The 13,732-nt window shown below is 54.1% G+C and carries 12 protein-coding genes and 1 pseudogene; 4 read left to right on the top strand and 9 right to left on the bottom strand.

From position 1 onward, the window contains the following. Positions 1-119 precede the first annotated feature (119 nt). The 6 genes from Q0835_RS28235 to Q0835_RS28210 all read right to left on the bottom strand — a co-directional run bounded on the left by Q0835_RS28235 (position 120) and on the right by Q0835_RS28210 (position 4,242). Positions 120-356 (bottom strand): antitoxin VbhA family protein, encoded by a 237-nt coding sequence (locus Q0835_RS28235; protein WP_298966603.1) that lies wholly within the window; start codon positions 354-356, stop codon positions 120-122. Between the two features lie 448 nt (positions 357-804). Beyond that, positions 805-975 carry a hypothetical protein gene (locus Q0835_RS28230; protein ID WP_298966600.1) on the bottom strand — a complete coding sequence of 57 codons (171 nt, stop codon included), beginning with the start codon at positions 973-975 and terminating at the stop codon, positions 805-807. A gap of 752 nt (positions 976-1,727) precedes the next feature. Then, positions 1,728-1,940, bottom strand: a complete 213-nt coding sequence (locus Q0835_RS28225; protein ID WP_298966598.1) for a trans-acting factor B — start codon at positions 1,938-1,940, stop codon at positions 1,728-1,730. A gap of 754 nt (positions 1,941-2,694) precedes the next feature. Beyond that, positions 2,695-2,931, bottom strand: a complete 237-nt coding sequence (locus tag Q0835_RS28220; protein WP_298966595.1) for a hypothetical protein — start codon at positions 2,929-2,931, stop codon at positions 2,695-2,697. A gap of 15 nt (positions 2,932-2,946) precedes the next feature. Beyond that, complete coding sequence (locus Q0835_RS28215; protein ID WP_298966593.1) at positions 2,947-3,783, bottom strand: methyltransferase; 837 nt, start codon at positions 3,781-3,783, stop codon at positions 2,947-2,949. Between the two features lie 3 nt (positions 3,784-3,786). Beyond that, on the bottom strand, positions 3,787-4,242 hold the full coding sequence (locus tag Q0835_RS28210) for a hypothetical protein (RefSeq protein ID WP_298966591.1): 456 nt from the start codon (positions 4,240-4,242) through the stop codon (positions 3,787-3,789). A 1,443-nt stretch (positions 4,243-5,685) separates the two neighbouring features. Here Q0835_RS28210 and Q0835_RS28205 point away from each other — a divergent pair. From Q0835_RS28205 to Q0835_RS28195, 3 genes are all read left to right on the top strand, one after another. Continuing rightward, complete coding sequence (locus Q0835_RS28205; protein ID WP_298966588.1) at positions 5,686-8,004, top strand: hypothetical protein; 2,319 nt, start codon at positions 5,686-5,688, stop codon at positions 8,002-8,004. Next, a complete protein-coding gene (locus Q0835_RS28200) occupies positions 7,971-8,990 on the top strand; it encodes an FAD-binding protein (RefSeq protein WP_298966586.1) in 1,020 nt (339 codons plus the stop codon). Before Q0835_RS28205 ends, Q0835_RS28200 begins: the two co-directional genes overlap by 34 nt. Positions 8,991-9,103: 113 nt before the next feature. After that, the gene (locus Q0835_RS28195; RefSeq protein WP_298966583.1) at positions 9,104-10,621 is read left to right on the top strand and encodes a heme peroxidase family protein; all 1,518 of its coding nucleotides are present in this window, start codon (positions 9,104-9,106) and stop codon (positions 10,619-10,621) included. Positions 10,622-10,708: 87 nt separating this feature from the next. Here the strand turns inward: Q0835_RS28195 and tnpA are convergent. The 3 genes and pseudogenes from tnpA to Q0835_RS28180 all read right to left on the bottom strand — a co-directional run bounded on the left by tnpA (position 10,709) and on the right by Q0835_RS28180 (position 13,352). Then, positions 10,709-11,100, bottom strand: a pseudogene (gene tnpA / locus Q0835_RS28190) (IS200/IS605 family transposase). A 429-nt stretch (positions 11,101-11,529) separates the two neighbouring features. Beyond that, positions 11,530-12,273 carry a DUF1889 family protein gene (locus Q0835_RS28185; protein ID WP_298966581.1) on the bottom strand — a complete coding sequence of 248 codons (744 nt, stop codon included), beginning with the start codon at positions 12,271-12,273 and terminating at the stop codon, positions 11,530-11,532. 26 nt (positions 12,274-12,299) lie between these two features. Then, the gene (locus tag Q0835_RS28180; RefSeq protein WP_298966578.1) at positions 12,300-13,352 is read right to left on the bottom strand and encodes an alanine racemase; all 1,053 of its coding nucleotides are present in this window, start codon (positions 13,350-13,352) and stop codon (positions 12,300-12,302) included. Positions 13,353-13,399: 47 nt separating this feature from the next. On the opposite strand from Q0835_RS28180, the gene Q0835_RS28175 reads away from it, so the two are divergent. Next, positions 13,400-13,663 carry a hypothetical protein gene (locus Q0835_RS28175; RefSeq protein WP_298966577.1) on the top strand — a complete coding sequence of 88 codons (264 nt, stop codon included), beginning with the start codon at positions 13,400-13,402 and terminating at the stop codon, positions 13,661-13,663. The last annotated feature ends 69 nt before the right edge of the window (positions 13,664-13,732 follow it).

Here is a 13,732-nt window from a genome sequence, read left to right as displayed (position 1 = left end):
GTTCGAGCGCATCTCATGATGCTAAATTCCGGGAAAGGGGCCGCTGCGGGCCGAATAAGAATTTATGCAACAAGGCCATCCCTGACAATGTTGTTTTCCATCTTCTCGCTCCGCAATGATCAATTCCCTTTGGTATAACGCGCGACCATCTCGGCGCGGTGCTCATCAATAGTAATATCGCCAGCGATGTACCGTTCGTTGGCAGCTTCCAGAACCGGATCATGAACATAGCCAGCGCGTCTGTTTGATGCCGTGGCCTGCGCTATCGCCCTGCGGCGCGTCTCCACGGCTTTGGGAGACCGATCCGTTGCGGCTTGAGCGCTGCGAGCCTTCGCATGTGCGACGAGCCGTTCTATTTTTTCTTCCGGCGACAAACCTTCTTCGTCCATAGCGGCAACAAAAGCTTCCAGCTCCGGTGAACGTTCAATTCCCTCTATTGCACTGTCAACCTCGGCCTGCTCGACGCGCCACGCGATATCTTCCGGACAGTCGGAGGCAAATCGTGAAATCTCTTGCAAACTCACGTTTTTATAGCAGATTTTGTCTCTCCGCGCGAGTGGATATGGGTGGAAATAAGCCCAATTCTCAAAGAGACACAGGCCGCGAAGCCTAAGCTTGACACATCCACGAACCCAACTTCCGGGAGGGAGGGGAGTTTCGAGGGGCGGGGCCTGAGGGGGCGCTCCTCGATCCGTTTTGCTGGCGCGCGACGCGCCGGCAAAGCGGCCGAGCTTAGGAGGAATCGATGGTCGGGAAGAACGGAAGCCGGTCGCGAGTGAGAAGCCCGCAACCGGCGACGGCTGATTACTCAGCCGCCTCGGGAAACCGATAGTCAGTGTCATCGTGTTGCGGCGTGGTGGGGTTGCCACAACGGATCGGTTCTTCGATGCTTTTCTGGCTATAGGTCTTGCGCACGTTCAGCGGATCGATTTCGAGTTTGTTGAGGGGTACAAAAACAATCTCTTCGTTGGTCATTTTGGGTTGTCCTTATCCTTTGTCCCGATAGGCAGCGCTTCTTCAATCTGTGACTGAAAAACGCATGTTTTCCGGGGAACAGAGTGGGGAAGGCGCAGCCGGACCCACGGGCCGGGACTGGACTGTCAATGGATCGGAGCTGAGGGGGTGGCGCGGCCCGCAGGCGCAGCTGAGGACACGGCCCTCAGCGCAGACGACGCCAAAGGCGGCGCTTGTCTGTTGACCGGCCAGGCACGGTCTGTCGGTCGGACATCAAACGGAGAAAGATGCCTTGGCTCTTAGAGCGCAGCGGAGAGAGGCAAGACTGTCATTTCATGTGAGACGCGCGTCTCGCGCGGATCTCAACAACCCTCTACCAATGTGTCACCCAGGAACGTGCCCTCGCCTTTTCCAGCTCTTAAGGCCAAGGCCGGGTTTGCCGAAACCCGGACGCAGCTTTCCGGAGGCTGAACGCGCTCCCCGATCAAGCGCCGAAGAGAAGCCGTAGGACCGTGGAAAGGACTAAAGCAGATTATAGATATTAAGGTCAATTGCGTGCCGATGTACACAATACTACTATGACGTGAATTATAAGGTGCGTGGCCCCATTCAAACCACACCGCCCACCAAGCTAACTGCCCGGAAAAGGTGACAACCATCCACCTGTACCCTTCCGGGCTTCTTCTTGAAAGCCGCACGCCCCAGATCGTCCCGTCCTTCGGGGTGAGTTCGCATGAAGCCCCCGCATCCAGATGGATGCGGGGGCTCTCTTGTCAGTTTGTTTTGGCAGATTTACTGCGCTTGTGATTGTCGTTATCGGATGACAGCGGAGCGCTGTATCCGAAGCGGATGCTGACAAAAGGCGGCAGGTTAATCGCAACGCTGAGGTTGAACTGGCCGTTTGAGCGACCTTTCTTCAAGAGCTTACCCAGATAGGCAAAGACATTGCGGCTGGTACGCTTCAGGTAAGAGAGGATCTTTTTCATAGGGTGTCTCCTGTTTGTTGAATTTGCATGATTGCCAAAGCGAACAGCGCGGCGAAGAGCGGCGATCTGCACCGCTTGCGGTCGGAACGTAGTGGAGAACCCTTCAGGGTTGCTGATTGACGCGCGCCGCGTAAAGTCGCGACGCAAATCATCAAAGGCATCAACAAACGAGACACCCAAAAGTCCGCTCCTGGACAAGCGGACCAGTCGGACTGTCGTCAGCCGGGCGAGCTCTTGAAGAAAGGATGCGGGCCACATGCGCCAGCGTCTGGTCTGACCGCCGCCTTTCGTCAGCATGTGCGGGCAGCAGTTGGTGTCAGTGCACCGAGCAGAGCGCTCATGCCAAAGCAAACGGGCAAGAGCACGCCGCCATATGGGCGGCGTTCGTGCCGGGTCGATGACGGGTAAGGTGCCGGGGGTGCGAAAAGCTGCGCGGTGGCGTGCGTTGATCAGGCGTTCGATGCGCCTGATCAACCGCCTAGCTTGGCGATTTCGGGAAAATGTCTTATATTGTGGTTCGGAGTGGCGCGGCAGATTTCCCCGCCGCGCCCTTCCTTACAGTATGAATTGGACCCGCAACTTCACTAGCCAGGTGGTGCGGGTCTTCTTCATTGTAAGGGAAATGCTAATGGGTAATAACCACATCACATTTCTCTCCGTTTGGGCGGCAAGGCTGTTGCCACAGCCGGGCGAGCCTATCTTGCCCGGTCGCGCCGCTGGCCCGGCGCTGCTGATTTAGCCGCTCAAAACTGAATCAAGCATCCTCTTTGTATAGCGCTAGAACTCTCGGGTTCGTTAACCGGTCGCGGTGTGCCTTAAATCTGTAACCGTCCCAACTCGGCCAGGATTCCCAGCCTTCTGGCGTTGCCATGCCGAACCAGACACGCACTATAACCCGATCATTCGGCCATTCATCGACAATGGAGACCGTATGCGTTCCACCGCATCCGCAATCGATGTCGTAGACTTTGACTTTTCGGATCTCAGCCATTGGTGCCCCTCCCCGTCACCGCAAGGCAAGTTGTTCTGCAGGACGATGCGGGAGCGCTGGAACCGGCTGGCCGCTTAAGCGCTTCTGTACCCGTCCTTGTCGGGCGCGGTCCTCGGTAAACTCGTAACAGGTGATTTCGCATAGGATTGAAGTGTCTTTCCAGTCGTCCTTGTAGAATGAAGTGTCCACGCCAGCACCTTCGTGCAATTGGTATCCGGACAACTTTTGGTAGTTCACCGCTGGCCCGGTTTCAACCCGTTGATGACAGGGCATGCCTGAGTATCTGAACGCTGCGGACCTTTGCGGGACAATGAACGCGCCAGAGTCCGCAAGCTCGGCGGCAATATCGATCACATGGAACTCAAACAGGCGCCCCCGGTAGCGTGGCCCGTTGCCGGAGCGTTTGACGGAGCCAAAGGGCGGATTGGAAACGGCAACGTCAAAGCGTTCGCCTTTCAGCTCTTCCCGCCAATCAAAAACATCGGCACAAATCCAGCGGGCCTCTGGCACGAGTTTCCGGCCTATTTCGACATAACGCGGATTGACTTCGACGCATGTCAGGTCCGGGCAATTGTTGGTGTATTTTGCCCTGTGATGCAGGAAATAGGACAGGATGCCGATCCCGGCGCATAGGTCGATCACCTTTGCCCCGGCGCTGGCCGCATCGATCGAGAAATCTGCCGCCAGTCCCCAGGGCGTGAAAAACGCCCCGGATGCTCCGCTGATGTGATTGGCTCCTTCGTGCCAGTTCTGAAACACAAAGTCCTGTTCGTCTTCGCTGAGACGATCCTTTGTCAGGATCGCCTCTGCTTCTGCATGGGCCTTGCGCTGCGCCTTGGTGAGTTTTGCCATCGCTCAGGACACCTCACCGCCAGCAAGGATCGGCCGGCTTTCCTCCAGCCGGACCTTGAACCCCGCAACACCTATTCCGATCATCCCCGGCTTTTGGAAGCCGGTTAGATCCGGGTCCATTACAGGTCGGTAGATCCTGAAGAGGGCGGCAACCTCTTCAAGGCTCATGCGTGGGTTGGCAATATCGCCTTCTTCTGTCCTGCCGACAATCACGAGGTTCCCGGCAAGGGGATTGGGAAAGTCCTTCAGGTGAGACACCGTATAGAGCCCGTCTGTCAGGCCGTTGTCATCGACAAAGACATCGTGATGATCATCGATGCGCACGACATCGAAGAAGGTGCAGTTGATATGTGCCTTGATCTGATCGATGTAGGTTTCTCTCTTCAGGGTAAGAGTGGTGAGAGCGCCGCTGAAGCTGTCGAGGAGATAGGCCGTCATATTGGTGTTTGCACTGGTCATGAGTTGTCCCCTCCCCTTTTCAGACTGCGAAGATGATGCAAAGGGAGAAGAGCCCGGACAGGAACAGCGCAAGGCTGATCAGTTCAGCGGTCAGTTTGATGAGTGTCATTTCGGGTGTCCTTATCCTTTGTCCCGTTGGGCAGCGCTTCATCAATCTGTGACTGGAAAACGCATGTTTTCCGGGGAACAGAGGGGGGAAGGCGCAGCCAGACCCACGGGCCGGATCTGGACTGTCACGGATCGAAGCTGAGGGAGTGGTGCGGCGCACAGCGAAGCGAGCACACGGTCTCCCTCACGCGCAGACGACGCCAGGTGCGACGCTTGTCTATTGACCGGACAAGACCGGTCTGTTTGGTCGGACACCAAAAAGGAAAAGATGCCTGGGCTCATAGAGCGCAGCGGAGGGAGGCCAGACCGTCACCTCATGCGAGACGCGCGCGCCCCGCGCGGATCTCAACAGCTCTCTACCAAAGGGACGAGCAGCGGTTTTGGTGCGCGCATGTGGGAACAATAATGCGTAGATACCCGTTGTTAAGGGGACCGCGATAGACTTCGAAAACAACCGTTTCCTGACAGCTTTCAAACACAGGGAAGTCAAACGGTCGATAAGGCCCCTGTATCCCCCCGATGCAGGGGCTCCCCGTTTGAAACACAATCACTACTTGCCTGAAGCTACGTGTCAACGCCCAGGAACAAGCACCCACCTTTTCCAGCACTCCTACGGTGTCGCTTCGGCGCCTAGGTGGAAGGAACACCTTCAGCCTTCGGACAGTTCGGAGCTTTCATTAAATCTCGCAAAAGGTGCAGAAACCGGATATACAACAAAAACCATCCGTTGGCAGCCTTAAGGCCATAGGGCTGGATGGTAACAGCCCCTGTGTCCCCCCTCGGATGCAGGGGCGATACGTTTGAAGGTAATGGAGAACTCATATGTACAAGCATATTGCTTGTGTACTCGCCTTTTGCAGCGTTTCATCAGTTTCTGCTTTTTCACAAACAACCGAGTTTTATGAAATGGACTCCGATCAAGACGGATTGCTGTCTCTGCCGGAAATTACAGCAGCCGGTGTTCCACTAAAGTTGGAGACTTTTTTGGATTGCCGATTTCGATAACGACAAAAAGCTAAATGAAAGAGAGTTTGACGCTCTTCCTCACTGATATGCCTACTTATGAACCTGTCGCTCGGGGTGCGTTTGCATGAAGCCTCCGTATCCAAAGAGATGCGGACCGATGACTTTGTCACCTAACCAAATTATCTGAATCGGGGTCACCCGTAATGAAGAAAGTTACCTCGAGCATGGCCTCCAGAAACTTAAACATATCCGTATTCTATGCTACGTACATTCTGGGGTTGCATTTGCAACACCCAAACTATCCTAGGGCGAGGCGTTTTTTTGAAATAAAGAGGCATAAAGTCATCAGCTTAGATTTGGAGATTTTCAATGTTGATCAAAAAAATTTCAGAAATACTACATCGTCTTGCGCCACACGGCTGGGCAGACTTAATGACCGCGCATGGTCTCGATATAAATGCGCAAAACCTGACTGGCGAGCTTATCCGCCCGCTACAAAACATAGACCGGTCCATACCCGGATTCCAAGATTTGTCGCCGGCGTGCACACGAGCTGTCGAGCCGGGAGCCCCTGCTCGAAGCCTTTTATTTCATGCACTTGCAAGTCCAGAGGTCCATAATAGTCCAGAGGGCGCTCTGTCTGCCTATCCATCCCTTGCAGACCTAGACACTATCGAAAACTATATATACGCAGCAGCGGCACTAAGTTTAGAAGACGTTGAGGATCTTGCCCGTCAAACACAGACCCAATTCAGCGGCCCTGTGGACGGGGCTATAGCGATAGTCGTTTTGTCCTCTGAATACCGCTCTGCTTCGAACAGTGTCCATGGCGGGCAGGCAGACAAAGTCTATTCACGCACAGGTATTGCAAGGGCGGGCACGCTGACGCCCAATTACAATGCAAAGGCACGGGGTCACTGGCCTGCGTCAGATGAAGCCGGTATCCATGTCGTGCCCTCGACATGGAGCGCATACATATGCACAAAGGTGCGCCCGGACAGAACACAAGTTTTTAGCGCAGCAGGTATCGGCCCGGCAACTCCGGTTGGTGAAGATATCAATCAGCCCTTCTGGACACCGATACACAAGCTCTTTGACGGCCAGGAGTGTCTTGTTGGCGAAACCGTTGCCCTGCATTGGCTTGCTCATCATGAAAATACAAAAATCGCCCGGATCCATAAGTTCCTGGATACTATTGGCGAGGATTCGCGCGTCAGGACCGATGATCTAAACGTCAGCCCTTTTGCGTTCACCGAAGGATTGGCCGATCTGTCAAACGATGCCAGCTTACCACCTGCAGCGATCGTCCCGGTTTCTCATCCGCGCCTCATCGATATTGCAAGAAACGCAGCTGGATTACCGGTAACATTCAAGGTTCCAAAAGCAAAATCAACACCGTCGGGAGCTGTCAGATTGTTCTGGAGCAGCCTGGAAATGCGTAATTTTGGCACTGGTGGAAATAGGCCTGTCCCAGAATATGTCCACATCCGGCACGTAGTCGACGAAAACGGAGACATCGTCTCCTTGAACAACGAGCTGGGCCTTAAGGACAAAATTGAAACCGCTGGCTACGACGCCGTACACTATGTGGATTTCACCGGCGCGGGGTACGTCACCCTCACCGCTACCGGGCTCTCACGCGCCTTCGATATAAAGGCCGGACACAGCGTCATCGCAGCTCCCGATTTCTATCCAAAAGTTGATCAGCGCCAAGTTCAAATCTGGCAGCGCATCTTGCGGCAACGTGAACCTGAGCTGGCAGGTTTCATAAGATGGGAAAGCCAATTAGCGCCACTTTCGGCAAACCGTTTGCCTGCAAATCCGGCGATAGGCGGTGCAGGGCACCACCCGTTCGCACGTTCCGAAGATGATGGAACAGAGGAGACGGTCAGTGCGCTCATTGCCGTGCCGGATCCTGCACGGTCTGCTGCTAAGGAATTTGAGGTTTCAGATATCGACCGTTGCTCCACAATGCCGGATGCGGCTGCCGGCATCTTTGCGCCAGGCTGGGCCATTTCGACCGATGCCACAGAGGGCCGCAGGCACCTGGCCGCCTATGGCCTGGGGAGCCCCTTTCCAGAAGATTCCAAGCTTTGCGCAGCTTTAAGTGCCTTTTGGCCCGCCGCTGCACCGGATACCACTCGGACCTACGAACCCGGTCGCGACTCGGTTGTGCCTATGGCTGATGACGAACTGGCTCACGGATCTGCCTGGGACGGCATCAACGGAATAACCCTGTCTAGAGACGGCCGCACCGTTGAGTTTCCCGATAGGGACTATGCGGATTATACGGAAAGCTCTTTGAACGATGCATTCGATATCCGCAAAACTGCGGCAGTGACATTTGATGATTATGTGACACGGGCCCTGAGAACCGCTCAGGTGCGACGCTATTTGGCGCAAAATCCAAGCTTGGGTGCCACCAATTTCCTTTTGGCGTCTTTCACGCATGTACCGGATGGACATGCCGATTTGGCACAAATCCAGTCGGACACCTCAAGGGTCCTGACAGGCTCAGCCTACAGATTCAAAATTATCACGAGAGGGGCCTCTTCTGCGAAGGCCGGCGACCATCGCCGCAGGATCGCGGATGTCAGTAGTCTTCTTGAGATTGTGGCCGCCGAAAACGGCATTGCACATCGTGACGCCGGCTCATGGATGTCCTTGGATTCGATCTTGTTTGTCTGATGAAAACCGATGTCCTCATTGTTGGAGACGGTATTGCCGGGCTATCGAGTGCGATTACGACCAGGCAAAAGGGGCTGGAAACGGTCGTTCTGCAACCCTATTCCAGACCGAAAGACACGTTTCAAGTCATGCTGCATCCTGGTGTAGAATCGCTTTTCAAAATGCTCGGGGTGGATCAGGAAGTGTCTTGTTTGGCGCACTCCAGACCTGACGGATACTGGCAATACAGTACGGACGGCGGCGGTTTTGTACTCTACGGTCAAGATACCGAGGGCACTTGGCTTGGTTATCTCCTAAACTTGAGGGATTTGGAAGCCTTGTTAAGAGCCAAGGCTCTTGGTCTCGGTGCCATTTTCATGAAAACGGCCGGCCCGGTTCATGCCCCGATGGAATATGGGACTGTCAAAGGTCTAGAAATTGCGGGGAAGCATTGGGGCGGCGACCTGACCATAGACGCAAGCGGCGGACGCGGGATTCTGGCGCGCGACCTGTGCTTGAAATACCTATTCGGATCTCCACCACTTGTCGCAACCTGTGCCTCAAAAACGTCAAGCAACCCGGTCTCTCACCCGGTGTTTCGGATGAAACCTGATGGATGGCGCTTCGATATCTGCACCGGCCAAGGCCAACACAGCACCATCAGCATGGCCATCACGGCACAAAAAATCAACCCAAAGCACAAATCCGGCTGGGATGTCTCCTGGCGCTATTTGCCCGAATGTGCTGGCCCTGGATATGCGCTTGTCGGAGATTCTGCGTTTCGGCTTGATCCGGGTTCAGGCTCAGGTGTGCTGCGGGCAATTATGATGGGGATCAAGGCCATCGAACTGTCGGATAAGCCCTACGGATGGCGCTTGTATCGACAATGGGTTAGCGACTGGGCCCACACCGACGGCGCAGCACTTGCCAGCATCTATTCCGAAAAACCATTCAACGCCGCCTGGCCCAAATCGCATCGCTGGAGTGATGTGAAGCTTTCCTTTTAACCGGAGCATTTCGAAGACCAGAGGTCAACCAGAAAGAGAGGAGGATCCGATGACTTGAGCTAGCCAACTTTGTTTTTCGCCAGCCAGATTTTTTAGAAAATGAAAGTCATCCCATGTCACATCAAACACATTTCGGCAAATCGGTGCTTGCCCCACGTTCAAAGTTCTATCAAGGCCCGTTTGGCAGAATATACCCAAACCTCAATCCTTGGGCACCTCCAGGCACGACGGAAGAGCAGGATGCCAAGTTTTTGGAATTTGCGACTAAAAACATGGTTGAGTTGCCGGAGGCAACACCGACTGAAATCGCGCAGGATCAATCCAAGATCGACGATCTTGAAAGCAAATTCGGCTCACAGATCCCTGCCGGGTACACGTATTTCGGACAATTCGTAGATCACGACGTAACGCTCGACACCACGTCTTTGACAGCGCGGGAGATCGACCCTGACAAAATAATAAATTTTCGCACCCCAAGACTTGACTTGGACTGCGTCTATGGCAAAGGCCCTAGCGACCAACCCTACATTTACGATCAGGACAACAAAGGCAAACTTCTGGTTGGGACTGTACCTGGAACCAATCTAAGGGACTTGCCTCGCAATCAGCAAGGACGCGCCTTAATCGGCGACATGCGCAACGATGAGAATTCAATTGTCAGCCAACTGCAACTCGCCTTCATTCTAGCACATAACGAACTTGTCGACAGAGCGGCAGAACGAGGAGCTAGCGATACCTTTTCTGCAGCCCGGAAATCCCTAACCTATCTTTATCAATGGGTTGTCTGGAATGACTTTTTAAAGCGGATTGCGATCGAAGAAGTCTATAACTGTGCGCTGCATCTGAAAGAACTTTGCGGCGGACGCAAGGTTTGGGCACTTGGACTGGAGGATGTTTATAAATGGAAAGATCAGCCTTTCATGCCGGTTGAGTTTGCTGGGGCCGCTTACAGGTTTGGCCATTCTATGGTACGCAATTCGTATCAAACGAATGATCCGCACCGGGGTTTCAAGAAATTCGCTACAATCTTTGACAATGACGGTTCTCAAGATCCGGATGACCTCCGCGGTTTCCGCCCGATGAAGAAAGAAAACGTCATCCAGTGGGATTGGTTCCTACAGATGACCAGTTCTGCGCCAGGCCTGTTCCCGCAAATGGCACGGAAGATCGACACAAAACTAGCCAATGCTCTGGTCCATCTTCATGAAGCGGACGCGGGCGAAGCGGAAAATATCCTTGCATTCCGAAACCTGAAACGCGGTGTGAACCTAAGGCTTCCGTCGGGCATAGATGTTGCTAAAAAAATGTGTCTGCAACCGGTTGCGCTGGCCAAAGATGAGCCTGAATCGCTTTGGTACTACGTGCTGAAAGAAGCAGAAAAGCTGCCCGGAAATAACGGAGGCGAAATGCTGGGCCGTGTCGGATCGACCATCGTTTGCTCCGTGTTTGCCGGTCTCTTGAAAGGCGACCCAACGTCGTTCTTCAACACTGACCCGTGCTGGACGCCCAATGACGATCCGTTGCTCAAACCGGGCGAAGATAATACCGATGATGATGACTGGACACTCGCATCTATCATCCGCTTGTCCGGCTTGCCGATCAATAGCGCAGATGTATCCGCTCAAACCTAGCACTTTAGTTTGATCGAACCACGATTGAGGGTGTTCGGGCGGTTTGAATGAACCACCTCCGGCCTGAAGCCGGAGGTGTCGTTTTGCTCAGGAATGTAATTCCAAGTAGCGCATGATAGTTTCGTCGGTGACATTGCCAGAGGTCGTAGAGAAATACCCCTGGCCCAGAAGCGTTTCCCCCAATAGCGCTTGCGCAAGTAGGGAAATTCCATTTGCAGACGGCGCGAGCTTCGCCCTTTAATCTTTTGCATCACGTCAGACAGAGACTGTTTCGGGGGAATACTGACAAACATGTGGATGTGATCGCGCGCGAGCACTCCGCGCACAATATGAACGTCCAGTTCATCGCAGGTCTGGCGGATGATCGTACGCAGGCGCTCGCGCAACGATCCCTGCAAGACGTTGTAACGGTACTTGGTCGTCCACACGACATGATAGCGATGATAATATTTGGTATGACTGGCTATAGAATAGCTCATAGGGACACTCCTGAACTTGAGACCTCATGCCAGCACGGGTCTCAAGTTCAGGAGTGTCCCTATTCGAATGCTGAAGCAAACCGGCTGAAAGCCGGTGGTTTGTATCCAGTAGATGGAAAATCAAATCTAACCTGTTGTAAGTTATGATTTTTCTGACGACCTCTTCGCGCGCAACCTCAATTTTACCTGCTTAGTGTCTTTTGTTTCCGCGTTCTATCGTCAAGCGCTAGTTGATAACGTATAAATTCTTTCGCACATTTTCAGGTTGAGACGGCTCCCTTTAATCTGATTGAAGGGAGCAAGGCATGAAAGATGAGATTGACGGCAAAGAGATGAACAATGTGATCCGGATCGATGAGGCCCGGATCAAGGATCATCTTGGAGGGGATTGCCTGAAAATCTGAAGGGCGACTGATCTCGCTTGATCGATCACTCGGACCAGCTCTGATACCGCCCTTCCCAGTTGTGGATGCCAGAGAGCTTGGGTTTGGATTTCAGCGATTTGATTTTTTGAGCAAGCTTCCCCAGCTCGCTGGCCTGATCAGCGCGCCACCCTTGTTGAATCGCCCGGGACCGGATCGCCTCCGGGTCCAAAGCGTGACCTTTGGCGCGGAGGATACGCAGGGTTTCATCGGCCGTCTGCTTGTCTCTTGGATGACCAACTCCCGTCGTAGGGTTGACCATCGAAAAGAGGAGTGACAGCGCATTTTCGACGATCTGATCGTCGATGAGTCTTTTTGCCGGCTGGTGTTCCGCACCATGCACGATTGCTCCCCAACGCGCGACCCATTGATCCGCGTCACCAGGCAAATCCGGCACTGCAACGACGCCTACGACACCGCGGAGGCTATCGACGGCATCCAGCATTTTGGCGTCGGCGAAGAAGGCGATGATGATCGCATCATTCAGCATCTGGCCCATCGTATTCAACGTTTTGAGACTGAGCTTTGCGCCTGATTGCAGCTGCAGGCTCTTGCCACCACTCAATGCCTTGGCTTGTTGCCGACCTATGTGGCCGGTCAGACTCGTTCCGTCGATCTGTCGCTTCGTATGGACGAGAAGGACAATATCGGTTGGCTTGTTCTGCTGTTCGCCGAACTTTTGCGCATAGGCGAGGGCGTACTGCCAGGACTCAGCCTCCTGGCTATCGATCGGAATGAGAATTCGGTGCATCTTTTCTCCTTGGCGGATTCAACGCGCTACGGCCTTGCTGTCGATTGCCCCAGACAGACCAAGGGTCCAATTGAGCCTTGGTGTCGTAGGAGCGCTCGCTCGGTTTCGCTGTAGTCAAGTTGCAGTTCTGTGGTGTCCCGCAATGAGTTCACCCAATCATTCGAAAGAGCTACGACCGATATCTGAGAACCAATCGACTCGAATACTACGCCAGTAGTTTGCCGAGCTCTTCGAGCCACGTCGAGAACGTAACTACCAACATTGATGAGCACTCGCTGCCGGTTGGAGGAATTCCGAGGCAAGACCTGGAGTATTTCGGCCTTGTAGATCGTCGTTCGGCGCAGACTTGAGTTGGTCTCCTCACCTGGTATCGATCCCGTAACGATCGCCTCCCCGATACGCAACTCGGGCCTGAACATCGCCGGCATTTCCAGCTGATCCAGAACCGGCAGCAGAGCCGATCCACCGAGGGAAAGAACAGGGTTGCTGAGGGGAAGCGTCAGTGATTCTTGCGCCAAATCCTTCAGCAAAACGTTGATGCATTGAACGTCAGGTGCTTTTTGCGCGACACAGCCATAGTTGAGCTGAAACCCGTCGATCTTCACGCCATTGCCAAATGCCTTCCTGATGGTCCAGACCTCTTGTCGAAGATCTCTGGGATCCAGGCCCTCGCGCTTCTCGCCAGTCTCGATTGCCAGGAGCACACGATGAGAATCTGGTCCTCGAGCCCAAGCACGCATTCCCGATGTGCCGACTTTCGTCGTTCGAACGACATTGCTGAATGCCTCGATTGCGATGGAAGAGCTCGGATATAAGGTCGCAACTGCCAGGTCTTTTACGGCGGGCAGGGATGCCTCAGCCGCAGTGCCCACCGCAAGGGAAATGCCGTCCAAATCTGAAAGTCGCTCGACAATTTCCGGGAGGATGTAGCCGCCCTTGAGAACAGCGCGCAGTTCAAACCCGTTCTGTTTTGCGGCGACAAGACAATGTTTGGCATTGTGGATCATTGCATCAAGGTCATAGTTCAAGCCGTAATTACTCTTGAGAGGCTCGTTTTGAACTTCGTTTTGTTTGATCATCCGGAGCACTCCCGTATAGTTTCGGGACTACGAGGGGGATCCATTTTTTGTCGCTGACTGCCGAAGCTGATTTGAAACCGGACGTTGTCTTTCTCGACCGAGAGGGAGAGCGCGACACCCTGCTGTCTTGCCTGCCGCCCTCGGCGACGGCTCCGGCGCTGCTGGTCGTGCGCGGGCCTACGGGAGTTGGCAAGTCGTCTTTGACGGACTGGGTGACCAATAAGATTGCCGGGTCCACCTTGAGCGTGAAGGTCGACCCATATCGGGTCTATCGGCATAAAGGTACGCCGGGTCCCATAGGATTGAACTGATGCGGTGGATGCCCCCACCCAGCGGCATCGAGTATACCAAGACGGTTCTATATTCACCGAGCGGAGGGG

It is taken from the genome of uncultured Roseibium sp. (assembly GCF_947499295.1).
Lineage (GTDB): Bacteria > Pseudomonadota > Alphaproteobacteria > Rhizobiales > Stappiaceae > Roseibium.
The sequence above is the reverse complement of the archived record's forward strand: the minus strand, read 5'-3'. Positions and strand labels throughout refer to the sequence as shown.